Origin of the sequence: Criblamydia sequanensis CRIB-18 (assembly GCF_000750955.1) — a bacterium.
GTDB lineage: Bacteria > Chlamydiota > Chlamydiia > Chlamydiales > Criblamydiaceae > Criblamydia > Criblamydia sequanensis.
On the sequence record NZ_CCEJ010000004.1, the window covers coordinates 166,412 to 188,149 of the forward strand.

At 38.6% G+C, this 21,738-nt stretch carries 23 protein-coding genes; 10 read left to right on the top strand and 13 right to left on the bottom strand.

Annotation, left to right across the window (positions count from 1 at the left end):
- The first annotated feature begins 87 nt into the window (after positions 1-87).
- Both CSEC_RS05490 and lpxD read left to right on the top strand, forming a co-directional pair.
- Complete coding sequence (locus CSEC_RS05490; protein ID WP_053331811.1) at positions 88-651, top strand: OmpH/Skp family outer membrane protein; 564 nt, start codon at positions 88-90, stop codon at positions 649-651.
- A 26-nt stretch (positions 652-677) separates the two neighbouring features.
- A complete protein-coding gene (gene lpxD / locus CSEC_RS05495) occupies positions 678-1,736 on the top strand; it encodes a UDP-3-O-(3-hydroxymyristoyl)glucosamine N-acyltransferase (protein ID WP_041017432.1) in 1,059 nt (352 codons plus the stop codon).
- On the opposite strand, the gene CSEC_RS05500 is transcribed toward lpxD, so the two are convergent.
- Complete coding sequence (locus tag CSEC_RS05500; RefSeq protein ID WP_041017433.1) at positions 1,733-2,551, bottom strand: hypothetical protein; 819 nt, start codon at positions 2,549-2,551, stop codon at positions 1,733-1,735. The two genes, lpxD and CSEC_RS05500, sit on opposite strands and share 4 nt — an antisense overlap.
- Before the next feature lie 168 nt (positions 2,552-2,719).
- Here CSEC_RS05500 and CSEC_RS05505 point away from each other — a divergent pair, with 168 nt between their 5' ends.
- Positions 2,720-3,385 (top strand): hypothetical protein, encoded by a 666-nt coding sequence (locus tag CSEC_RS05505; protein WP_041017434.1) that lies wholly within the window; start codon positions 2,720-2,722, stop codon positions 3,383-3,385.
- 18 nt (positions 3,386-3,403) lie between these two features.
- Here CSEC_RS05505 and CSEC_RS05510 read toward each other — a convergent pair whose 3' ends face one another.
- The 11 genes from CSEC_RS05510 to hemL all read right to left on the bottom strand — a co-directional run bounded on the left by CSEC_RS05510 (position 3,404) and on the right by hemL (position 16,235).
- Positions 3,404-4,699, bottom strand: coding sequence for a pyruvate dehydrogenase complex dihydrolipoamide acetyltransferase (locus CSEC_RS05510; protein ID WP_041017435.1), 1,296 nt, complete (start codon positions 4,697-4,699; stop codon positions 3,404-3,406).
- Between the two features lie 18 nt (positions 4,700-4,717).
- Positions 4,718-5,701 carry a pyruvate dehydrogenase complex E1 component subunit beta gene (locus CSEC_RS05515; protein WP_041017436.1) on the bottom strand — a complete coding sequence of 328 codons (984 nt, stop codon included), beginning with the start codon at positions 5,699-5,701 and terminating at the stop codon, positions 4,718-4,720.
- 9 nt (positions 5,702-5,710) lie between these two features.
- Entirely contained in the window at positions 5,711-6,736 is a 1,026-nt protein-coding gene (pdhA, locus tag CSEC_RS05520; RefSeq protein WP_041017437.1) for a pyruvate dehydrogenase (acetyl-transferring) E1 component subunit alpha, read from the bottom strand.
- 196 nt (positions 6,737-6,932) lie between these two features.
- On the bottom strand, positions 6,933-8,180 hold the full coding sequence (locus tag CSEC_RS05525) for a dicarboxylate/amino acid:cation symporter (RefSeq protein ID WP_053331812.1): 1,248 nt from the start codon (positions 8,178-8,180) through the stop codon (positions 6,933-6,935).
- A 73-nt stretch (positions 8,181-8,253) separates the two neighbouring features.
- Positions 8,254-10,227: a bifunctional GNAT family N-acetyltransferase/serine/threonine-protein kinase gene (locus CSEC_RS05530; protein ID WP_041017438.1), complete on the bottom strand. Its 1,974-nt coding sequence runs from the start codon at positions 10,225-10,227 to the stop codon at positions 8,254-8,256.
- A 39-nt stretch (positions 10,228-10,266) separates the two neighbouring features.
- Positions 10,267-10,971: a YggS family pyridoxal phosphate-dependent enzyme gene (locus CSEC_RS05535; RefSeq protein WP_041017439.1), complete on the bottom strand. Its 705-nt coding sequence runs from the start codon at positions 10,969-10,971 to the stop codon at positions 10,267-10,269.
- Positions 10,961-11,479: a hypothetical protein gene (locus tag CSEC_RS05540; RefSeq protein ID WP_041017440.1), complete on the bottom strand. Its 519-nt coding sequence runs from the start codon at positions 11,477-11,479 to the stop codon at positions 10,961-10,963. The genes CSEC_RS05535 and CSEC_RS05540 overlap by 11 nt, the downstream gene beginning before the upstream one ends.
- Positions 11,480-11,493: 14 nt before the next feature.
- On the bottom strand, positions 11,494-12,495 hold the full coding sequence (gene floA / locus CSEC_RS05545; protein ID WP_041017441.1) for a flotillin-like protein FloA: 1,002 nt from the start codon (positions 12,493-12,495) through the stop codon (positions 11,494-11,496).
- A 19-nt stretch (positions 12,496-12,514) separates the two neighbouring features.
- The gene (locus tag CSEC_RS05550; RefSeq protein ID WP_053331813.1) at positions 12,515-13,000 is read right to left on the bottom strand and encodes an NfeD family protein; all 486 of its coding nucleotides are present in this window, start codon (positions 12,998-13,000) and stop codon (positions 12,515-12,517) included.
- Positions 13,001-13,005: 5 nt separating this feature from the next.
- Entirely contained in the window at positions 13,006-14,634 is a 1,629-nt protein-coding gene (locus tag CSEC_RS05555; protein ID WP_053331814.1) for an NfeD family protein, read from the bottom strand.
- A gap of 260 nt (positions 14,635-14,894) precedes the next feature.
- Positions 14,895-16,235 (bottom strand): glutamate-1-semialdehyde 2,1-aminomutase, encoded by a 1,341-nt coding sequence (hemL, locus tag CSEC_RS05560; protein WP_053331815.1) that lies wholly within the window; start codon positions 16,233-16,235, stop codon positions 14,895-14,897.
- Between the two features lie 316 nt (positions 16,236-16,551).
- Between hemL and smpB the strand changes: the two genes are divergently transcribed.
- Positions 16,552-17,013: an SsrA-binding protein SmpB gene (gene smpB, locus CSEC_RS05565; protein ID WP_041017442.1), complete on the top strand. Its 462-nt coding sequence runs from the start codon at positions 16,552-16,554 to the stop codon at positions 17,011-17,013.
- A 54-nt stretch (positions 17,014-17,067) separates the two neighbouring features.
- Positions 17,068-17,490, top strand: coding sequence for a 23S rRNA (pseudouridine(1915)-N(3))-methyltransferase RlmH (locus tag CSEC_RS05570; RefSeq protein ID WP_041017443.1), 423 nt, complete (start codon positions 17,068-17,070; stop codon positions 17,488-17,490).
- Between the two features lie 50 nt (positions 17,491-17,540).
- Here the strand turns inward: CSEC_RS05570 and CSEC_RS05575 are convergent, their stop codons facing one another.
- Positions 17,541-18,035 carry a hypothetical protein gene (locus CSEC_RS05575; protein ID WP_041017444.1) on the bottom strand — a complete coding sequence of 165 codons (495 nt, stop codon included), beginning with the start codon at positions 18,033-18,035 and terminating at the stop codon, positions 17,541-17,543.
- 507 nt (positions 18,036-18,542) lie between these two features.
- Between CSEC_RS05575 and CSEC_RS05580 the strand changes: the two genes are divergently transcribed.
- The 5 genes from CSEC_RS05580 to CSEC_RS12995 all read left to right on the top strand — a co-directional run bounded on the left by CSEC_RS05580 (position 18,543) and on the right by CSEC_RS12995 (position 21,370).
- Entirely contained in the window at positions 18,543-19,652 is a 1,110-nt protein-coding gene (locus CSEC_RS05580; RefSeq protein WP_041017445.1) for a PIN/TRAM domain-containing protein, read from the top strand.
- Complete coding sequence (gene acpS, locus CSEC_RS05585) at positions 19,653-20,024, top strand: holo-ACP synthase (protein ID WP_041017446.1); 372 nt, start codon at positions 19,653-19,655, stop codon at positions 20,022-20,024.
- Positions 20,025-20,183: 159 nt separating this feature from the next.
- Positions 20,184-20,558 carry a hypothetical protein gene (locus CSEC_RS05590; RefSeq protein WP_041017447.1) on the top strand — a complete coding sequence of 125 codons (375 nt, stop codon included), beginning with the start codon at positions 20,184-20,186 and terminating at the stop codon, positions 20,556-20,558.
- A gap of 50 nt (positions 20,559-20,608) precedes the next feature.
- On the top strand, positions 20,609-21,145 hold the full coding sequence (locus CSEC_RS05595) for a YciE/YciF ferroxidase family protein (protein ID WP_041017448.1): 537 nt from the start codon (positions 20,609-20,611) through the stop codon (positions 21,143-21,145).
- Between the two features lie 69 nt (positions 21,146-21,214).
- On the top strand, positions 21,215-21,370 hold the full coding sequence (locus CSEC_RS12995) for a DUF3309 family protein (protein WP_041017449.1): 156 nt from the start codon (positions 21,215-21,217) through the stop codon (positions 21,368-21,370).
- The last annotated feature ends 368 nt before the right edge of the window (positions 21,371-21,738 follow it).

Below are 21,738 nucleotides of genomic sequence, written 5' to 3' on the forward strand. Positions count from 1 at the left end.
ACAAGAGGGGCGTAAAACAATACGCCCTTTAAAAGTTTTTTAAAAAACGAAGCGCTCTAAGGGGCATTCTCTAACAGGAGTTTTATTATGAAAGATTGGAAAAAAAGTAAAAAAGCCTTTTTCACTTATCTAACGCTCGCTTTGCTTTGCATCGCTCCGTTTACTGCAAGTGCTGCAGAAAACCGCTCCCTTCAACGTGTCGGAGTTTTGAATTTTAAAGAATGTGTTGAAAAATCAAAGCTTGGCAAACAAGAACAATCCACATTCGAATCTCTAAAAAAACAAGCTGAACAGATCATGATCCAGCGTGAAAAAGACATTAGTGAAGTCGCAGCTAAATTAAATGACGCCGATTATTTAGAAAGCTTAAGCCGAGAAGCGGAAGCTGAATTAAGACATAAATATAAAACAATCAGCCAAGAAATTGCCCAGCAACAGCAGCAGCTTTATCAAACTTTGACTCAAGCAAACTATAAGATTTTACAAAAATTGACAGATGAAGCTAATAAAGCAGCAAAAGTTGTGGCTCAAAGAGAAAATTTAGATATGGTTTTTAATGATGAATCCACCTATTTTTTTGCTAATCGCTTGGACATCACAAACTTGATCATCAATGAAATGGATGCTTCTTTAAGCAACGAGCAGCCATAAATAAAAAGGAAAGGGCATCCCTCACCATGAAAGATGAATATCTTTTAGAAGACATTGCTGCATTGACAAAAGCCTCTCTTCATGGTGATCCAAAGCTTGTTATTAAAGGCATTTCTGATTTAGGAAGCGCCGAAGAGTCGGATGTCTCTTTCCTTGCAAATCCAAAATACGCAAAGCTTCTTTCCGCTTCAAAGGCCGGGGCGATTTTTGTTCCCCCGACTCTTGCTCCCATACCGAACATGAATTTTCTTGTTGTAGAAAACCCATCGAAAGCTTTTCAGGTGATTGCCGAGCTGATTATGAAAAATCGGCCCATGCAAAGCGGTTTTCAAGGCGTTCACAAAACTGCTGTCATTCATCCCGAGGCCAAAATCGGCGAACATGTCATTATTGGACCTAACGCTGTCATCGATGCCAAAGCCATTATTGGAGATCATTCTGAAATAGGTCCCGGTTGCTTTATAGGTGCAAGCTCAATTATTGGGCAAAACACTAAGTTACATGCTAATGTTACGGTTCGAGAAGGCTGCTTTATTGGCAATAGAGTGATTATACAGCCGGGGGCTGTGATTGGCTCTTGCGGGTTTGGGTATACCACCACACCTCAGGGGCATCATGAAAAATTGAATCAAATAGGTTCGGTTTTGATTGAAGATGACGTTGAAATAGGGGCCAATACGACAATTGATAGAGCTCGTTTTAAGTCCACACGGATTGGCAAAGGTTCAAAAATTGATAACCTTGTCATGATCGCTCATGGTGTAAAAATAGGTGAAAATAATTTACTTGTGGCTCAGTCCGGGATTGCAGGTTCTTCAGAAACCGGAAACAATGTCATTCTCGCCGGACAATCGGGGGTCGTTGGCCATGTAAGCTTAGGGGATGGCGTTATTATAGCCGCGCAAACAGGGGTTTCAAAATCCATTAAGGAAAAAGGTTCCTATAGCAGCGGTTTTCCGGCGATGCCTGTGCTTGACTTTAACAAAATGGCAGTTCACTTAAGACGGCTTGGCGACTATGTTGAAAAAATCAAGGATCATGAAAAAAGAATTCTTGATTTGGAAGAAACTATTTCTAATAATTAGTTTCTAACAAGCGTATCCAAGTAGCCTTGACCTTTGATATTTTCAACAGCTTGCTTTATCGCTTGAGCATCTTCCCTGTCTTTTTTATCATTCCAACCATAGCCTAGTTTGAATAGAAAAACTCCACCCGCTGCCAAGCCTAAAAGCAGCCCGGCGCCCATAAAAGGGTAAGATGCAAAAATAGCGCCAATAAGTGCAAAAGCTGCTGCTGCAACCAAGGCTGCTGTCAGCACTAACTTAAAAACGGCATTGGTTTTAATTCTTGAAAAAATGCTGTCTCGTTTTTCGGCAATCTTTTTTAAATTGTCAACGTAGGGTCCCGCTTGGCCTGTTAAATCTGTCGCTTCAACATAAGATAAATCAGACGAATATTTTTTATTATAAGCGATCTCTTGGCCGGTCTCATCTAAATGATTTAGGGCGCTGCCCACATGAAAAATTGCAAAACCTCCAAAAATCGCTGAGCATAACCCAACAAGAATGCGAAGCCCGCCGCTTGGTTTATCCTCATCTTCTTTTCTTCCGTATTGTCCCTCTCTATAATGATGAACATGATGGACCGTTTGGATGGCAGGGCTAAGTAAACCAAAGGGGGTGCCAAAATTGTAGTTATTGACATGAACATGACCCATACGGCGGCCGTCTTGATCAGCCCCATATTCCTTTGGCTCTAGAATCTGCTTTGCAAGCTTTGCAGAGGATTGAATGTAATTTTCAAAATGGGTTGAAAAATTTCGTTTTGGAAGAGGAGCCGGTTTAACTTCATAGCTTGCAAAAAGGGCAGGTTCGCCGTGAGTTGGGTTCATATATTGCATTTAGGGCTCCAAATTTTTGAATAGTTAATACTTTTTCTATTTTCCAAGTGATTCTATAGGGTTGAGATTAAAAAAAAGTTAAACTTATAATAAGAAATCATTAAGATTTATTTTTAATTAAAATCAGAAAAATAGTATTTTAAAAATAAAATATAGTTTAGCTTTGTTATGGTTCCCATAGAGATTTATTTACAAATAGCCCAATTTTGTAGTTTTTCAGAATTACTAAATGTTAGGCTTGTAAGAAAAAACTGGAACTGCCTGGCGGTTGGGTTTTATTTCGCTCAAATTGAAGAAGTTAGAAAAATCTGTTTACTCATCCAATCGCTAAAGGAAAGACTTGAACACATCAAAGAAATTTCAAAACTTGAACTCTCATTTGATGAGGGTGCCATTGCCCGATTTTTTAGGGTTCGGGTTTTAGAGCTTCCAATGGGGTCTCTATCCCAGCCTCCCTATCTAGAAAATTTTAAACGAAAGGTCTTAACACGCCTATTCGCCCGCAACCTTTTTCCTCATAAAATAAGGGTTATTGTAGAAAGGAAATTCAAGGAAGAATTGACTTTTTTAAAAAACAACCCTGTATTTCTTGAAAAACTAAGAGAAAAATTCATTAAAGAATACCCTCAGCTGACAAGAGACTACTCCTGTATTTTTGCTTTCATCTCAACTCAAATGGATGAAAAAGAAGCTCTAACCCATATAGAAAAAACAAACAGTGAGCTTGAGGCGCAAGGATTAAAAAAAGAATCTCTGATTGTTCGAAAATATGTTTTAAGAAGAGTTCTTTCTGAAGTCTTGCGAAAAAAAAATAAGCCTCTTAACAATAATTAGAAAAGAGGCTGTATTTTCTTAGGACATAAGAAGACAAACAGGGTTTTCCAAGTAAAACTTTACTGAATTTACAAACTCAGCTCCTAAAACCCCATCTACGACTCTATGATCAGCAGAAAGTGAAATACGCATGATTTTGCCCGGCTGAATCACCCCTTTCTTGACAATGGGGCGATCTAAAATGCCGCTTACCGCTAAAATTGCTGATTGAGGCGGATTGATAATCGCCTGAAACTCTGAAACCCCATACATGCCAAGATTTGAGACAGTAAATGAGCCTCCCTTATACTCAGCTTCTTCTAGTTTCTGCGCGCGAGCTCGTTTTGCAAGATCGTGAATTTCGGCCGAAATTTGACGCAAATTCTTATAGTCGGCAAATCGAATGATGGGTGTTATTAAGCCGCCGGGTGTGCTTACTGCTACTGATATATCAATTGTTTTATATTGAATAATGGAATTCGTGACATTATTAAAACCTGTATTCACAGCAGGGTGCTTTTTCAAAGCTAAGGCCACAGCCTTAACGACACAGTCATTTAAAGAAACAGTCATGTCTACTTCTCTAAGCTGCTCTCTAAAGTCCACAAGCCTATCTGAAACCACTTCCTGCTGGACATAGAAATGCGGAATAAACGTTTTAGCTTCTTGAAGCCTTCTACCAATGGTTTTTCTCATCGGAGTTAGGGGAAGCTCTTCGTAAGAGCCAGGAGGAATGTCCGGAAGTTCTTTTGGCTCTAAACTAAATTCGCTTTTTTTAGAAGCTAAGTTAAGATCCTTTTGAACAATTCTGCCTCCGGGCCCGGTTCCTTTAACCGTTGCTAAATCAAGATTTTTTTCCTCTGCCACTTTTTTTGCAAGAGGGGATGCTTTAATTCTGCCTTCTCGTCTTGCTTCTGAAGGACTTGCTTTTTCTAAGGGAGGAACAGGTTCAAAACGAGGCTGATTGAAAGACACCTCGGATCGCTTGGGTTCTTTCTCTTTTGCAGCTTCAGGCTCTCCGCTTGATTCTTGAAGCTCTTTTTCTTTTTGAGCTGGCTTTTTTCCCTCAGGAACATAGCCTTCTATGCTTTCATCCTTTTTTTCTGTAAAGATAGCAATAGGTTCATTGACAGCGGCTTCTTGTCCTTCTTGAATAAGTATTTTTCTTAAAAAACCGGGGTCGAGAGCATTATATTCAACCGTTGCTTTGTCGGTTGCAACCTCCATCAATAAATCCCCCTCTTCGACAAAATCGCCTTCATTTTTATGCCATTTGGCAATAGTTCCTTCATCCATAGTGGGCGATAATTTAGGAAGCTTAAATGTGAAGGGCATGGGAAGTCCTTTTTCGATTTAGGGGTTCTGTCCTACAACTTGGCGAATTGCGGATATAATACGAGAAACATTTGGCAAAGTATTTTTCTCTAGTTCTTTGGAATAAGGCATCGGGGTATCTTTTTGACAGACACGCTTTATAGGAGCATCCAGATAGTCAAATCCCATTTCCATGATTTGGAAAGCGACCTCTGAGGCAATGCCTGAAAAATAATGCCCTTCTTCAACAATAACGGCCCGATTGGTTTTTCTGATGGAGCCAAGGATTGTGGATATATCAAGCGGTCTTATGGTTCTTAAATCAATTAACTCAACTTTAATTCCGCTTTTGGCAAGTTCCCTAACGGCCTCTTTACAAAATTGCATCATGTGGCTATGGGAAATGAGGGTCGCATCAGTGCCAACCGTGTCAATCCTTGCTTTGCCAAAGGGTATGAGATACTCCCCTTCCGGAACTTCCCCTTTAATTCCATAATCTAGCTCTGACTCTAAAAATAGAACCGGATTGTCATCACGGATAGCTGTTTTTAAAAGACCTTTTGCATCGTAAGCATTGCTTGGAGCCGCTATTTTCAAGCCCGGAAGATTTCCATAGATGGCTTCAACGCAGTGGGAGTGTTGGCTTGACACTTGGGCTGCGGCCCCATTCGGCCCCCTAAAAACAATGGGAACTGAATAACGATTGCCTGACATATAATACATTTTGGCAGCATTTGAAATAATTTGATCGGCAGCAACAAAAGAAAAGTTAAAGCTCATGAATTCAACAATAGGTCGAAGCCCCGTCATGGCAGCGCCTATGCCAAGGCCTGCAAAGCCAAGCTCCGAGATAGGGGTGTCTATGATTCTTTTAGGACCCCATTTTTCTAGCAGCCCTTTTGTAACTTTGTAAGCTCCATTATATTCAGCGACTTCTTCTCCCATTACAAATACTTTGGAATCACGCTCCATTTCTTCATCGATTGCTTGTCGAATCGCTTCTCTCATTTCTATAAGAGCCATAGAACCCGCCTAATTTTCCTTAAAAACATCTTCTTCAAGAGTTATTGGACTTGGCCAAGGACTCTCTTCTGCATATTTCATAGCAGATTTCGCAATCTCTTTAGCCTCATGATCTAATTCTTTATAATGGTCTTCTGTCAGGATCCCATTTTCTTCAAGAAGGTCTCTAAACATCAAAATCGGGTCTCTTTCCATGCAGACTTTAAGATCCTCTTTGGATCGGTATAAGCCGGGATCTGAGATGGAATGGCCTCGAAATCTCTCTGTGATGACTTCAATAAGAACAGGCTTGGATGTTTTTAAAACATTTTGATAAATCGTAGAAAATGCCTCGTAGCACTCAAAAAAATCCATGCCGTTTAGTGTAAAGCCTTCCATCCCGAAACTTGCGGCTTTATCTTCAGCTAAACGAGGGACCGAGATGGCTCTTGAAATATGAGTGCCCATGCCCCAAATATTATTCTCGATAACAAAAATACAAGGCAGCTTCCAAAGAGAGGCTAAATTTAGGGATTCGTGGAAAGAACCTTGAGCTACAGCGCCGTCTCCTAAAAAGCAGATGGAGGCTTCTTTTTTTTCTTCATATTTGATAGTAAATCCGGCGCCTGTTGCAATAGGTATTTGCCCTCCGACTATTCCAAAGCCGCCGAGCAGCCTATCGGTATAAAGGTGCATCGAACCGCCGCGGCCTTTGGCATTACCATTCGCTCGGCCATAAAGTTCGGCCATGATTTCATCGGGGGTTGCTCCAAGTAGAAGGGCTAGCGCATGGCAGCGATAGGAGGTAGCCCACCAATTTTCTTTTCCCATGGCGGCAACAGCTGCTGTCTGTATGGCTTCCTGGCCCATGTAAGAGTGAAAAAAACCGCCGATAAACCCTTGCTGATAAGCGGATTCTGCTCTAATTTCAAAATTCCTGATGAGAAGCATCTTCTTTAAAGAATCAATAAGACGATCTTTCCCAAGACTTTGCATCAATTTCTTTTGAAGCTCAGAATCCATTTTATATCGTTCTTTCGATGAGCGAGGTTCCATTCTTTAAGTCCCTTCAATCTCTAAAAATTTAAAATGAGTGGAAAAAATATCATCTTTTGGAAAACACTAAAAAACAAGGAAAAACTCTTCGATTCTCCCCCAGGAGAAGAAAAAAAGCTCTTCTTTAGAATTTTGCATCATATAGGTTAGCCCTAAAAAATGCAAAATTCTTAAAATTCCCTACGAAAGAATGAAATTAGACCGCTACTTCAGCAGTTGCTTCAGAAGGTGTTGCCATAACAATGCCTTGTTTAAGAACATCTTTTTCAACAAGCGCTGTCACACAAGAATCAGACCAAACATTAATCGCGCTCTCCAGCATATCAATCAAGCTATAGAAAGGAAGGATTGCACCTAAAAGATAAAGAGGTACATTCATAGAAGCTAAAATAGCGCCTGAAAGAAAATAGCAGCCCATAGGGACTCCGGCGTTGCCAATCGCAGCAATAGTTGCAACAAACGCCCATCCTAACATTTCTAGCATGCTGTACTGAACACCGCTGCTCATAGAAACAAAAAGAACTGTGGATAAAATAAAAGCGGCGCATCCATTCATGTTAATGGTTGTGCATAAGGGCAAGCTAAAGGAAGCGATTTTCCTTGGAATCCGAAGCCTGACTTCCGCGCAATTACAAGCTAAGGGAAGGGCTGCGCTTGAAGACTTGCTAAAGAAGGCAAGCGAGAGAGCCGGCATCATCGCTTTGGCAGTCCTAATAGGAGAAATCCCTTTAGCTTTTAAAATTAAAGGCAAAACAATAAAAGCCTGAAATAAGTTAGCTGAGATGACAACCGTCAAATAAAGCCCGAGGGATGCAACTTCAAGGCCTAGATTAAGATCCCTAAAGAAAAGCACAAGAAAAGCCCAAATCGCTATAGGCATTCCCTTTACGACCCACTGAGTAATTTTCATGACAGCCGCAAAGCAGCTTTTAAAGAAAAGGCTTAAGGTTTTTTTATTTTCATCTGGGAGTGTCAGAATTGCAAGGCTTAATAGTAAAGCTAAAATCAGAACGCCAATAACATTGTTTTCTAAAAAAGGCTGGACTGCATTTGATGGAATCACTTTTAAAAGATAGGCAAAGTAGCTGGTGCTTTCAAGATGAGGGTCCGCATTGCCTTGAAGAGGGGTCGTTAAAACGGGATTGATGAGAATGAATAAACCAAGGGCTGAAAGGGCTGCAATTAGTGTTGTCAATATCGTATATTTAGAAACAAGCCGCCCCATTACTTTTAACTCTTCCACATTTTCCATGCTGGAAGCCGTAGAGACTAAAGAGAGGAAAATGATGGGAAGACTCACTAACTTTAAGAGACTTATAAAAATATGCGAAACAGACTCGGCCCCTGAAATCAAAGTGGGATTTTGAAAATATCCCGAAAGAACCCCGGCAATAACCGCTATTGTAAATAAAACGTTTTGTGAAAAATAAGAAAATAAACGCATGACACCTGAAATCAAAAAATATTTATCTAATTTAAGCAAAAAAAGACTTTTAGGTCAATCAAATCGCCTTAACTTAAGCCTTCATTTTTAAGAGTATCGCTTTTATTGCTAAACTTGCTGACTCGGCAGTGATCTGATTTTCAGCCTTAACTTGCAAGCACTGATGAATCACCTTCCAAAGCTCTACGATAGATGGATTTTCCTCCAAACGCATAAAAAAAGCGATCTCATCATCGATCTCTACTTGAATTTCTTGGTCTACCTCATTCTTATCAACTTTATCCGCTAATCCTTTTTTAACTTTTTCAAAAATTGAATTTACAGAATTTAAGGGAATATCCCTTTTATTTGGCGAAATTAAGGTAGCAAAAGACAAAGCAAGACCCCAGACATCGCTGCCTCTAATAGTTTCATAGATTTCTTTATCTGAATATTTTACGGATTCAATTTCATAGTAATACCGCTCATGGGCAGGTGACCTCCAGGGAGTCGTACCCCCTATCAATTCCAGGCAGTTTGAGGTTCCAAAATCACTTAAGACAAACTTGACTTTTCCAGCTTTTGTCTTTTTAAATAGGATGTTAAAAGGGTGGATGTCTCCGTGAAAATTGGGGAGTTCCCCTTTCTCGTTGTCTATAAAACGATTTGAATGAAAGATTCTTAAGGTCTCAAATAATTGAAAGGCGATCTTCAGCAACTCTTTTGGTTTACCGATTGGATTTGAAAGAACAAAAGTTCCTAATGACCCGCTATAGTGTGTTGTTACCAATAGGTTTCCCTCTGTATTACCCAAGGGAATAACTGCTTTTAAGGATTCTACCGTTTTTTCTTTCTTTAGCGAGGTCATGATTTCAACTTCTCTATCCGATACCGCTTTTTTCATGACCCTTATTTTTTCTCTGCTCAAATCGTACCCTTTGAAAATATCCCTTTCAGCTCCATGCGCTATTATATTTTCAGTAGAAAAAAGATAAGCTTTACTTATTGAGGATGAACGGTCGAAAAGAACCGAAAAATTCGGGCTTATAGATAAGATTCGATGGTCTAATGAGCCCGATCTTAAAAGAGAAAGCTTTACGTTATCCCATAAAGATCTTGGCACCTTCATCTTGATTAGATTTCTTTCAAGCGCTGAGCGGTCAGATCTTAAAAGTTTCATTCGAATTCTACTTTCAGAATTTTTTTTAGTTTCTAAATCTAATTCTAGGGAAGACGGAGTTTCCTTAAATCCATTTCTTTGGAAAAAAATAAGAGCGCTTTCGTATTTTTTTGTATAGACCTTTTGAACTCCTGCATTTCTGATGCGGTTGAGAGCAGACTCTAAAAGAAAGGTGCCAAGATCATTCCCTGCATATCCTTGGGTCACCTCAAGGCAAAGAATTTTCGCTTTTTCTTTAGAGATCGAGTGGAAAATAAAGCCGACTGCCTTTTCAACTCTGCACCCCACATAATCTAGAACAATTACTTGATAACTTTTACCCTCGCGAATAAAGTCGCCCTTATTATCTAGAGCTGATTGAATCGAAAGAGGTGATTTATCCGGAAAGATTTTTTTAAATCGTGAAACGATGTCGGCATCCTTTAAACTACCATTTCGAATCAGCAAGTTCCGATGTAAGAGAATGGGCAATGCTAAATGAAAAACATTTGAAAAACATTCGGAACTTGTATCAAAAGTTTCATTAAAGGACTCGTAGTGTTCAAGTAAATTAGAGATTTTTTTGCAAAAAAAGTCAGTTTTATTGGTTTGAGTTTGCAATACTAATAATTTGCTGAAAAGCGGATAAAATCTTTCATCCACTTTCTCTTTAAACGAATAGGAGGACTCATTGAAATCTATATAAGGAGTGGAGCGGCTTTTCTTGAATCTTTGAGAAGTCGGTACTGACTTAAATTTTCTTTTATGGAGATTCACTTCGGTATCAGGCGATCTTTGGGAAAGCCTACTATTTTCAGAACTCTCAGAATTATCTCTTCTAAATCTTGCCTCTAAAAAATTAAACAGGGGCTGTTTGACTGAATTAGATAAAGAGTCGGAACCTTGCATAAATAACCTTATTAATTAATAAAATCATAAGGTTATACACTATTTAATAATTATATTTCCTTGGTAATTTCTTTTTCCAAATAAAATTGTACCTAAACGTAAAAGAGTGGCCCCTTCTTCTATAGCAATTTTATAATCTTCACTCATCCCCATAGAAAGTTCCTTTAACGGTAAATCTTTGCTTGAAAATTTAGTTTGGATCTTTCTTAGATTTTGAAAACAAGAACGGATGGTTTTTTCATCCTTGGTTAAAGGAGCCATGGTCATAAGACCTTGAACCTCAACCCCCTTTAACAAGACAATTTTTGAAATAAATGACTCAAATTGCTCGGTTAAAAATCCATGTTTTGTCGGCTCATAAGAGGTATTAATTTGAAGTAAAATTTTTGTCACGGTATTCTCTTCAAGGCTAACCTCGGATATTTTTTCGGCAAGCTCAAGAGAGTTTACAGAGTGGAGTAAAGAAAACTTATTAATGATTTTTCGAACTTTATTTTTCTGCAAAGTTCCAATAAAATGCCATTCAATATCTTTGGGAGCTTCTTCTTGTTTTACAAGGGCTTCTTGAACGCGGCTTTCGCCAAATAAGCGGCACCCTTCCTCATAGCAAAATGAGACTTCTTTCCATGGGTAGGTTTTGGAAACGGCGACAATTTTAACTTCTTTTGGATCTCTATGACACTTTATGGCCGCATTTTCAATGATAGATAAGATTTCGAGATACCCTTCCTTTTCATTTTTCATAAGGATCAAGCCCTCTTGGCTTTCCGATGACTTCGCTTGCAACAATATAATCTGTTAAGTGATTCAAGGATTTTAAAGCTTCGCTGCCGCGTGTTTTCTTTTCCCCTCCCCGTTCCCTGTAGGGTTTTTCTATATCCGACCAATTAGAAGCTCCATAAAGAGCTTCTAATTCGTTTTTTATCTTTCTCTCTTCAATCGAAGTCTCAAATTTTCGGCTCTCTATTTTGCTTTGCAAAGGAGGTCTTTTTAGAAACGCAGACTGTTTTAAGGGCACTACTTGAGCCAGAGGTTTTACTCTCTCTTCCTCTTCCCAAAAATCTTCATCTTCATCCTCTTCTTCATCTAGATCATCCCAAGCTTCCTCAGGCTCTTCAGGCATTTTTTTAAGCTCCTGTCTTCTTTTTCTCTCGTTTCTCGAAAGAAAAAAGAAGAGCGTGAGCATGAGAAGAGAAATGAAATACTGAATTAAACTTGAAGGGTCAATCGCACCATTTGCAATAAATAGCATAAATCAAATTTCCGTTAATGAGGCGCGTGAGTATCAGAAATATTATCCGTAGGCTTTGCGATCGCTTGTCTCATATCAGTATCGGCTTGAATATTTTGTATTCTTTGATAGTCCATAATCCCGAGTTGGCCTTTTCTAAAAGCTTCCGCCATAGCTAGGGGAACGCTGCTTTCAGCTTCAATTAAATTAGCCTCTTTTTCTTTGACTCGAGCTTTATATTCTTGCTCTTCAGCAACCGCCATGGCCCTTCTTTTTTCAGCTTCAGCTCTTGCGACACGCATATCCGATTCGGCCTGATCCGCCCTTAACTTAGCCCCGACGTTTTCACCTAAAACCATTTCTACGATATCAATCGACAAGATCATAAAAGCGGTCGATGAATCCAAACCTTTTTCAAGAACTACTTTGGAAATTCTTTGAGGGGCTTCTAAAACCTGAAAATGGGTGTCCGATCCGCCTATCGCGCTTACAATACCTTCGCCGACTCTTGCGATAATAGTCTCTTCGGTGGCGCCGCCAACTAATTGAGCAATGTTAGTTCTAACGGTAACCCTAGCCCGCACAAGGATCTGTATTCCATTTTTTGCAACGCCGGTAATAAAACCGCCATGGCTTGGGCAATCAATAACTTTCGGGTTGACTGAGGTCCTAATCGCTTCTTTGACATCTCTTCCCGCAAGATCAATTGCAGTAGCTCTCTTCCAATCTAATGATATATTGGCTTTATCAGCCGCAATCATAGCGTCCACGACTTCTTTAATATGGCCGCCTGCTAGATAATGTGTCTCGAGATCTTCTACTGTGATCTGCTTAAGTCCAGCTTTGTAAGCGTTGATTCTTGTCGCGACAATAACTCTAGGCGGGATTTTTCTTAGGCTCATCCCAATGATATTAGTTAAGGGAATGGGTGTTCCTGAAACAAAGGCTTGGAACCAAAGGCTAATAAATTTTCCCAAAATGCCAAGAAGAATAACCAAAAGGATGGCAACGATAATAAAAATAAAATAGGTTTCCATGATATTCCTTAAATCTTAATTAACTTTCTTTTTCAGGCCTCTTCGGGATGACAAAAAGCGTTTCACCCTCGCCTCCAACCACGACTATCTCTTCGCCTTTTTCAATAAAACGACTCTTGGAAATAGCTGTAAATGATTCTTTTTCGATTCTGACATGACCGCCCGGCCTTAGCTCAGTTAAAACAATGCCTTCTTTTCCAACGAGGCTCTGATTCCAAGATGAAGCTACATACCCTTCCTGATTGTCTTCCGAATAAATAGAAGTGCTTAAAAACCCTTTTCGAATGCAAGAAAGAGCTAACTTTATAACTATATATACAGACAGGGCGGCAAAAATTAAAAAAATGAGACTGAACCATAAGGATTCAGCTAAAGCTGCAAAAGCAATAATGCTTCCGAGAACTAAAAGAGCCCCAATAACCGCAAAAATTCCACCGGGTAAAAAAAACTCGATAAAAATAGAAAATAACCCGAGAACTAAAAACACAATCGGCATCAAAGGCATTTGATTCAATCCTCCCTGGCCACATAAAGAATGTTGCCATCCACTTTTTCAATGACTATGGACTCCCCTTTTTCAATATATGCTCCGGTTGTCATGGCATCATAAATTTCTTCGCCTATCTGAATTTTGCCGGCAGGCCTTAATGTCGATAGAACTTTTCCTCGCTCTCCCAATTTTGGAAGGTGCAGAGGATCGATTCCGGCAAAATACCCATTTTTAGCGTCTTGCTCATGACCTTGTAAGACAAACTTGCTAACGCCCATAAGACGAGGGGTAATAAATCGGCTGATCAGTGCAATAATGGCAATGCTTGCGATAAGCGTGGCTGAGAAAAGTCCAAGCTTGCTCATTACAGCTTCCCCGGCCGCATTAAAGGTATTCGTGTCAAATTCATAGTCGACTCCACCAATGCCGGGTAGCAATAGTCCAAGAAGTCCGCCAAGAAAAAATAAAGCTCCGATAAAGGCTAGAAGCCCTCCTGTTGGAAGCAGCGCAAATTCAAGGATAAAGAGAATAATTCCGGCTACTAATAAAATCAGTTCAAGCGAGGAGGCGATTTCTAAAGAAAAGCTTGAGAGAATGATTAATATGAGGCAAGTTAAAGCAAGTGTTCCTGGCAAGCCAAAACCGGGTGTTGTAAATTCCAAATAGAAGCCGACAATAAGTCCAAGCATTAGTAAAGAGGCGACCATAGGACTTGCAAGGATATAGAAAAATTGGGTTTTCCAATCCATTTTGTAAGCATGGATAAAGGCGTTTGGAATTTCTTTAAAAAAGGGCGCTTCACTTAATAGCTCTTTTGAAAAAGCCCATACCCCGGCCTTTTTTTCTTCTTCTGTAATTTCATTAAGCTTTCGGCTTTTTAAAACAATATCTGCCACGCCAAAGCGAAACATCTCTTCTGCCGACAGGGTTAATAGTTTCCCTTTTGCAGAAATAATTTTATCTTTGTCAGCGCCTGTTTTAATAATTTCATCTTCGCTATCTAGTCGAATCACTTTCCCGCCACGCAGGACTAAAATCAAATCCTTATCCACCATAGCTTCGGCAATATCAGCATTTCTGCCAAAAAATCTGGCGCGATTGGCAAAATCTGTTCGTATGGCAGAATTGACTTTCTCGGAAGCGGACTTCATCTCCCCTGACTCTCCAACAAGAACAGGTTCTGCAGCCCCCATGCTTGCATCTTCTGTTGCCACAATAAAACGGCAGGAATACGCAATTAAAGCGCCTGCAGAGATGGCCCAGTTATCAATATAGGCAACAGTTGGTATTCCTAGCTGCACGTCTAGCTCTTTTAATGCGTCTCCTATCTTTTGGGACGCAAAAACTTCACCGCCAGGGGTGTTTAACTTCAAAAGAATAAAATCAGGCTTATTTTTCTTATAAAAATCTATGGCGGATTTTACATAAAGCCATGTGGCTTGACTAATCGAGCTTGATCGATCGGCAATTTCTATATAACCGATTCGATTATTGCCTTCTTGAATTAGAATATGCTCTTGAAGCTGTTTTACTAAGCCGTCTTGAATTAAAAAAGAATCCTTAGGATTTATTGAAATTTCAGAGAAAGCCAAGTTCCCAAAGCTTGAGAATAAAATAACAAAGAGAATATGAACTAAAGGCTTTATCATTTGAAATATTCTTGCAATTCAAAAAACTTGAGGTTACAAACGGTTCTTGCCCAAAATTTTAAAAGATCAAACTATTAAACATCATACCACCCTATTAGTAAGCAGTTTATGAGAAAAAAGCAATCAATTTTTAAAAGAGCTAGAAAGACTTATTAATAACATAAACGTTAAATGAAATCTAATATATAAAAAAAGAGGAAAGAAGTCTTTTCTAAAATAAATGCAAAGAGCCAAGAAAATTATCTTGGCTCTTACCTAATTTAAGACATCATTTCTGCACAGCAAGCCATTTCTTGATTAAGGGCATCTTCTTTCCAAAGATTAAGAAATTCCAATATAACTTCTCTTGTATAGACTAACTGCTCATCACTATGTGCCATGGAAATAAAAGAAGCTTCTTGTTGAGCCGGCGAAATTAAGATTTTTTTATCGACCAAAAATTTAAAAAATTTTTGAAAAGCCGGACCATCTAAAGATTGAATATCATCGAAGGACTCCACCTTTTTATTTCCAAAAAAAAGGGTCATCATGGAGCCTTGCCTATTTAAGCAGGCGTTAAGATTGTTATCTTTAATGTATTGAATGATAGGCAGAGTTAATAAATCTGTTTTTCTTTCAAGCTCCTCATAAAAATGATCGGCTTCCGTCAAGGAAAGAGCTGCATAGCCGGCTTCCATCGCCACAGGATTTCCGGACAATGTCCCCGCTTGATAAACTTCTCCATTCGGAGCCAAATGGTTCATGATATCTTCTCTTCCGCCAAAAGCTGCCGCTGGAAACCCGCCTCCTATTATTTTGCCAAAGCAAGTTAAATCAGGCTTTTCCGGATAAAGGGATTGAGCCCCTCTAAAACTAACCCTAAAGCCTGTTATGACCTCGTCAAAAATCAAAAGAGTGCCGTTTTTTTCAGTTTCTTCCCTGAGCATTGCCATAAATTCATGGCTTGTCGGGATAACACCCATATTTCCTGCGATGGGCTCTAAAATAATACAAGCTATTTGTTTTCCCTTCTCTCTTAAAAAAGCTCTCACAGCTTCAGTATGGTTAAATGGAAGAACATAGGTATGCCGGATAAAATCTTGCGGAATCCCTTTTGAGGTTGCTGTTTGATTAACATCCAATACAAAAGAGCCTGCCTGGACAAGTAAATAGTCTGAATGTCCATGATAATGACCCTTGAATTTGATGATGCCATCCCTGCCGGTAAAACCCCTCGCTAATCGAATAGCGCTCATAGTAGCTTCTGTTCCAGAGGAGACGAAACGAATTTTATCAATTGAGGGGATTCGATCCCGAATTTTTCTTGCCAGTTTTTCTTCAATAGCCGTAGTCATCCCAAAACTTGATCCGGCTTGAAGCTGCTTAGTGGCCGATTCAACAATCACCGGATGGGCATGTCCATGGATAAGCGATCCCCAAGAGCTGCAATAATCAATATAGCTTTCTTCTTCCTCATCATAAAGAAGAGCCCCTTCTCCTCTTTTAGCGATGATCGGAGGTGTTAATAATCCCCTAAAAGCTCTTCCGGGTGAATTCACCCCGCCAGGGATGACCTCTTTTAATTTTTCGAATACCATTTCACTTCTATTTCTCTTATCCATAACTTCAAAACCTTATAATAGTAGGGAAGGTGGCATTTTACCGATCACTTGTGCTATAGCGCAATTGAAAAAGCAAATAAGCATTTCTTTGAAATGAATTTTATTTTAAAATAGGCTTCTTTCAAATTCGCTTGGATTAGAAAAATGAATTCTTGCTTGTGAAAATTTTTTGAAAATTTGAAAACATATGATTATAAATCTAGCAAAAAAGATATCAAAAAGAACTTTTTAAAAAAATCGAATGGAGCTTCCGAAAGAATTCTAATCATTTAGGTTGGAAAACTATTTTACTTTTACTTTAGCTAAGATTGCACCTATGAAAAAAAACGCTTCTTCTGAAATTGTTAAAAACCGTAAGGCCTTTCATGATTATGAAATCTTAGAGAGCTTTGAAGCGGGCCTCGTTTTATCCGGAACTGAAATTAAATCCATTCGTAATAATGGAGCAAGCCTTCAAGAAGCCTATGTCCAACCTTTAAAAGGCGAGCTTTGGCTTATTGGCTCGCACATTGCCCCTTATTCTCACGGTAATATCCACAACCACGAGGAGAGACGGGACAGGAAATTGCTGATGCATAGAAGGGAAATTTTAAAGCTTAAGCAAGCTGCCCAAGAAAAAGGGCTGACTCTTATCCCCCTTGCTTTATATTTTAAAAAAGGGGTCGTTAAGCTAAGTTTAGGCCTTTGTAAAGGCAAAAAAAACTTTGACAAACGAGAATCGATTAAAGAGCGGGACGAAAAAAGACGGATGGATGCAGCCAAAAAAATGCATGAATAAAAATTTCTTGCATCCCTTATCTCCCCCTTAGGAGTTTTCAGGAACAAACCCCTTATGTTAAAAATAAAAATATTATCAATCGGAAAGACCAAAGAAACTTGGCTCGAAGAAGCCTTATCTCTTTATTTTAAAAGGCTGGAAAGTCAGGTAATTATCGAAACAGAGTGGTTAAAAAACGATGACCTTCTTGAAAAAGCTGTTTTAAAAGAAAAATTCGCTATTGCGTTAGACTCTACGGGTCCCTCTATGAAAAGCGAAGAGTTCGCTTCATTTTTAAAAAAAGGATTTGAGGAAGGCGGAAGCCGCATCGCTTTTGTGATAGGCGGAGCGACAGGCCTTCCTCTATGCATAAAGAATAAATACCCACTATTAAGCCTTTCCTCTCTAACGCTCACTCACCAAATGGTGCGTCTTCTTCTTGTGGAGCAGATATACCGCTCCTTTGAAATATGGAAAGGATCCGGCTATCACAAATAATCCTTTAATCCTTTAAAGCTTAGGGGTGGATTTGGTCTCAAGTCAACGGTTTAAGCGGCCAAGCTCTCTTTAACTTTTTTAGCTCCCCTAAAAAAGAAAGAGGCTCCATTAATCAAAGCGGCTCCAATTGCAGTATCTATAAAGCCTCTAAGATCTATAGGCATTCCTGTGAGGTTGATAAGCATTCCAATCCCACCCATCACCAAAATTAAAATAATTGTTTTCTTTTCAAAAGCGGCGCTTAGAGGAGCCGGATTTTCTTTGGAAACAATATTTTGAATCACTCTATTCGCTGTCTTCGATAAAATGACTCTCGCTTTTAAATAGCCAACCAGTAGCGCGCCTAAAAGAAACATAATCGCCATTTCCTGCGCCCTTTGAGGATCGAGAGTAAAATTTTTAATAATCAAGGTCTCTTTCAAAGCGTCCAACGTTTTTGTAGACGTTATAAGAAAATTAATACCTTTTGAAAAAAGCCAGAATCCCATTGCGAACCAAACAAGGCCGGATATAACTATTAAAGTGGGCTGTTTTAATTTAGGCATCTTTTAAACTCCTTTGATTCAAAAAAAAAGATTATACCCAAGGTTGTCGTTACAACAAATAAGAAAATGTTAAAAAGGAATTTAATCTTTGCTTCTCTTTAAATAATCTTAGACTTCAAACCTTATTTTTCTTAAAATCTTACTTTTGTCTTTTTTACGATGTAATAGAGAGACTAAGCCTCACAATCTTGCTGAAAATGTCATTTTCACGGGAAGAGGTATTTTCGGATTCATTTTTTAAATTTTTTCGTTAATCTTAAAAGCTTGAAAGGGGTGCTCCTATTAAAAAGAAACTTAGGAGTGGATACCACCTGCAAGGTTACTGTTGTGAAAAAATTATGAGGGGCGTGTCATTCTCCGAATAAAAAAGGAACCTTTATAAAAAAAAAACCTTCAGTGCAAAGATTTTTGTTGTCAATTCAAACTCACATTCTTACACTGACCTCTTTTAAAAAAACCTCAGTTTAGTGAAAGGTTTTAAGTTTAACATTTAAGGTAATGACTAACATGGATATTTCGATCTCTTTTATTCGAAGCGCATTTGCTTTTCTAGCAGTGATTTTAGCGATTAATTTTACAAGTGTGCTTTTTAAGGATAATTCTTTAGTTTTAAATTTATTGATGGGATCAGCCGGGGGGTTATTTTTAGCAATCATCCTCATCTCATCAGAAAAGTATGTGAAAAAGTTTAATTTAAGAACTTTCAACACTCTGATCATAGGCCTTTTTTTAGGTTTTCTACTGGCAAAAGCTGTTTCTTTAATATTAGAAAATATGACCTCATTTGCTCCTTTTTCTTACGGAGGAGATGTAAAAAATCTAATTCAAGCCGTAATTTATCTTTTTTGTGTTTTTGTGGCGGTCATTATGACTGCAAGAGCTGCAGAAGAAGCCTATGTTTGCATCCCATTTGTTAAATTTAGCCCTCATAGTTTGCAAAAAAAAGACTTATTGCTGGACAACGCCATTTTACAAGACGCGAGGTTAATAGATGTTGCAGCCTCAGGTTTATTAGACCACCACCTTGTTCTTCCAAGATATATTCTCGCTGAACTTTATGCTCAGCTCGAAAAAGGGGACGAATCTGCAAAAGCAAGATCAAAAAGAGCTTTAGAAGTCGTTAAAAAGCTTGAAAGCATCCCGACTTTAGGGCTTCGGTACAGCAGTACGGATTTCCCTGAAATCAAAGACCCTCTTGAGAAATTAATTAAACTTGCTCGTTTTCTCGATGCTAACCTTTTAACCTCAGATATCAGCCAAATCCAGCAATCCAATGTCGAAGATATTAGAGTTATTAAATTTCAAAATCTTTGCAATGCCTTAAAGCCCCTTTCTCAATCGGGGGAATATATTAATATTAAAATACAGAGATACGGAAAAGAGCCAAGGCAAGGGGTCGGTTATTTAGATGATGGCACAATGGTGGTTGTAAATGGCGGAGCCGAGTTTATAGGTGAAGTGATTAAAGCCCAGGTTTTATCTGTAAAGCATACTTCTTCCGGAAGAATGATCTTTAGCAATGCCTCGCAGGAAAATTTATACGGAGATGAAGAACTTTCCCTAGACGAAGAAGGTTTAGAAACGCATCCGCATCCCAAAAATTACTTTGCGGTGTAGATGATTATTGGAATTGGAACAGACATCATTGAAGTAGAAAGGATTGCTAAAGCCATCGAAAGGCGAGGGCACCCTTTCTTAGATCGTCTTTTTACAAAACAAGAACAAAATTACTGTTTGCAGCATAACATCTCCTCAAGAAACTTTGCGGGGCGTTTTGCTGCAAAAGAAGCCATAGCAAAGGCTTTTGGAACAGGCATTGGCGGCAAAGTCGGTTGGCTTGATCTTGAAATCGCCTCTGATGAATTTGGCAAGCCCTATTTAAAAAAATGCGAAAAGCTTGAGTCTTACTTTCAAAACAAAAAACTTTTACTCTCAATAAGCCATTGTAAAGAATACGCTACCGCTGTCGCCATATGGGAAGTGGTCTAATTGCTTTATAGTAAGCATTTTACGTTTTTTGTATACATAACAATTAAAAAAATGTTATTAATTTAATTAATAACGCACTGTCCCCTTTCTTTCCTTTTAGATTCCTTACACTTTTGTTTTCTTTTAATTTGTTGTAACAATTCAAATTAGGGAAAAAAGATGAAATTTCGAGAACAGAAAAAAAGTTTGCCTTCTGATGATAAAAGCGTTTCCAAGACGAAAAAAGGCTTAGCTTCTGCTAACCCTAAAAAGAAAACCGCTCAAATTATCCGGAGAGTTGATCGAAATGAGGGAGACACAAAACCCCAAAAACAAACGAAAGTTCGAAAATCATTAACCACATCCGAGACCAAAAAAGAACCTGAACAGAAGTATACTTGGGGCTATGATGATTATGAGGTCGAAGATTCAGGATTTGAACGTTATGGCAGACCCCCTAATAAGTCATTAAAAAGAAACGTAACTAGAGAGGGCTCGGGTCTCTTTGAATCAGACATTAATTGGAAAGATATCGATCCTAACGAAGAAGATTAATTTTAGTAATAGTAAAATAGCCCTTAAGGGCCTTAAATTGGAGGTTTTTCATGAAAAATTTAGATTTAAATGAGCTCTTTATTGATGAACTTGAAGACATGTTAAGCTGTGAAAATCAAATTGTTCAAGCTCTTCCAAAAATTATAAAATCTGTTTCTTCCCCTGATCTTAAGCAAGCTTTATCAAAACACTTAAAAGAAACAGAAAACCAAGTGGGAAGACTTGAGAGAATTTTCTCGCTTCTTGGATTAAGATCTCAAGAGAAAACTTGCGAAGGAATGGAAGGCATACTTGCTGAAGGAGATGAGCTGATAAAAAATAAAGCAAAGTCTCCTGTATTGGATGCTGCTATAATTGGTGCTGCACAAAAAGTAGAGCATTATGAAATCTCCTCTTACGGAACATTAAGAAGCTATGCCGAACACCTTGGTTTTGATGATGAAATCATCGATCTTATCCAAGAAAATTTAGATGAAGAAGGAGCAGCAGACAAAAAACTAACTAAGCTTGCTGAAGGAACCATCTTTACAAGCGGCGTTAATACAGAAGCTGCAGAAATGGAAAATACGCGAAAATCTAAAAGATAGACCTTCCTTAAAAAAGCTTCAAAATGTTAATTAATATTTTGAAGCTTTTAATCTTTTTCGGCGGTACTTATGTTAAGCACAGTTTTAATTATTATTTTAATCCTCCTTCTTCTCGGAGCTATTCCAAGATGGCCCCACAGCAGAAACTGGGGATATGGACCAAGCGGTGTCCTGGGTCTTGTTTTAATCATTCTGCTTATTTTAGCTTTGCTTGGCAGAATCTGATGTCTATAAAAAGCTAAAGCAATTCTTCTAATTTTCTGAAATTGATTCTCAATTGTTTTAGCTTCTTGTTTAGGATGTCATAAAGCAAAAATCTGCCATGCAGCCTTAAGAAACCCTATACAATTCAACGTATAGGCCGTATCTTTAGCTCCTATACAAGTCCTCTCGGCAATCTAATTCTTTTTTATAAAAACGATTCCGCAGTCGTTTAAAGATTCCTTCGCTAAGTAACGCCAGTTCGTTGTTGCTGTAGCAGATGAATTCAATAAGTTATTATTGGATAAGGTTATTAAATGGCAATTCCCTATTATTTTATATAAAAGCTTAAAAAAAATGGCTAAATCGGAAAAATTTTCCTGCTTTTATTC

Bases quoted from the DNA above. Each gene is read 5' to 3' on its own strand.
- acpS (WP_041017446.1), top strand. From the start codon at position 19,653: ATGATTATTGGAATTGGAACAGACATCATTGAAGTAGAAAGGATTGCT.
- CSEC_RS05555 (WP_053331814.1), bottom strand. From the start codon at position 14,634: ATGATAAAGCCTTTAGTTCATATTCTCTTTGTTATTTTATTCTCAAGC.
- lpxD (WP_041017432.1), top strand. From the start codon at position 678: ATGAAAGATGAATATCTTTTAGAAGACATTGCTGCATTGACAAAAGCC.
- floA (WP_041017441.1), bottom strand. From the start codon at position 12,495: ATGGAAACCTATTTTATTTTTATTATCGTTGCCATCCTTTTGGTTATT.
- CSEC_RS05540 (WP_041017440.1), bottom strand. From the start codon at position 11,479: ATGCTATTTATTGCAAATGGTGCGATTGACCCTTCAAGTTTAATTCAG.
- CSEC_RS05490 (WP_053331811.1), top strand. From the start codon at position 88: ATGAAAGATTGGAAAAAAAGTAAAAAAGCCTTTTTCACTTATCTAACG.
- CSEC_RS05535 (WP_041017439.1), bottom strand. From the start codon at position 10,971: ATGAAAAATGAAAAGGAAGGGTATCTCGAAATCTTATCTATCATTGAA.
- CSEC_RS05595 (WP_041017448.1), top strand. From the start codon at position 20,609: ATGAAAAATTTAGATTTAAATGAGCTCTTTATTGATGAACTTGAAGAC.
- pdhA (WP_041017437.1), bottom strand. From the start codon at position 6,736: ATGGAACCTCGCTCATCGAAAGAACGATATAAAATGGATTCTGAGCTT.
- CSEC_RS05575 (WP_041017444.1), bottom strand. From the start codon at position 18,035: ATGCCTAAATTAAAACAGCCCACTTTAATAGTTATATCCGGCCTTGTT.
- CSEC_RS05500 (WP_041017433.1), bottom strand. From the start codon at position 2,551: ATGCAATATATGAACCCAACTCACGGCGAACCTGCCCTTTTTGCAAGC.
- CSEC_RS05530 (WP_041017438.1), bottom strand. From the start codon at position 10,227: ATGCAAGGTTCCGACTCTTTATCTAATTCAGTCAAACAGCCCCTGTTT.
- CSEC_RS05590 (WP_041017447.1), top strand. From the start codon at position 20,184: ATGAAATTTCGAGAACAGAAAAAAAGTTTGCCTTCTGATGATAAAAGC.
- CSEC_RS05580 (WP_041017445.1), top strand. From the start codon at position 18,543: ATGGATATTTCGATCTCTTTTATTCGAAGCGCATTTGCTTTTCTAGCA.
- CSEC_RS12995 (WP_041017449.1), top strand. From the start codon at position 21,215: ATGTTAAGCACAGTTTTAATTATTATTTTAATCCTCCTTCTTCTCGGA.
- CSEC_RS05510 (WP_041017435.1), bottom strand. From the start codon at position 4,699: ATGCCCTTCACATTTAAGCTTCCTAAATTATCGCCCACTATGGATGAA.
- CSEC_RS05550 (WP_053331813.1), bottom strand. From the start codon at position 13,000: ATGCCTTTGATGCCGATTGTGTTTTTAGTTCTCGGGTTATTTTCTATT.
- CSEC_RS05570 (WP_041017443.1), top strand. From the start codon at position 17,068: ATGTTAAAAATAAAAATATTATCAATCGGAAAGACCAAAGAAACTTGG.
- hemL (WP_053331815.1), bottom strand. From the start codon at position 16,235: ATGGATAAGAGAAATAGAAGTGAAATGGTATTCGAAAAATTAAAAGAG.
- CSEC_RS05515 (WP_041017436.1), bottom strand. From the start codon at position 5,701: ATGGCTCTTATAGAAATGAGAGAAGCGATTCGACAAGCAATCGATGAA.
- CSEC_RS05505 (WP_041017434.1), top strand. From the start codon at position 2,720: ATGGTTCCCATAGAGATTTATTTACAAATAGCCCAATTTTGTAGTTTT.
- CSEC_RS05525 (WP_053331812.1), bottom strand. From the start codon at position 8,180: ATGCGTTTATTTTCTTATTTTTCACAAAACGTTTTATTTACAATAGCG.
- smpB (WP_041017442.1), top strand. From the start codon at position 16,552: ATGAAAAAAAACGCTTCTTCTGAAATTGTTAAAAACCGTAAGGCCTTT.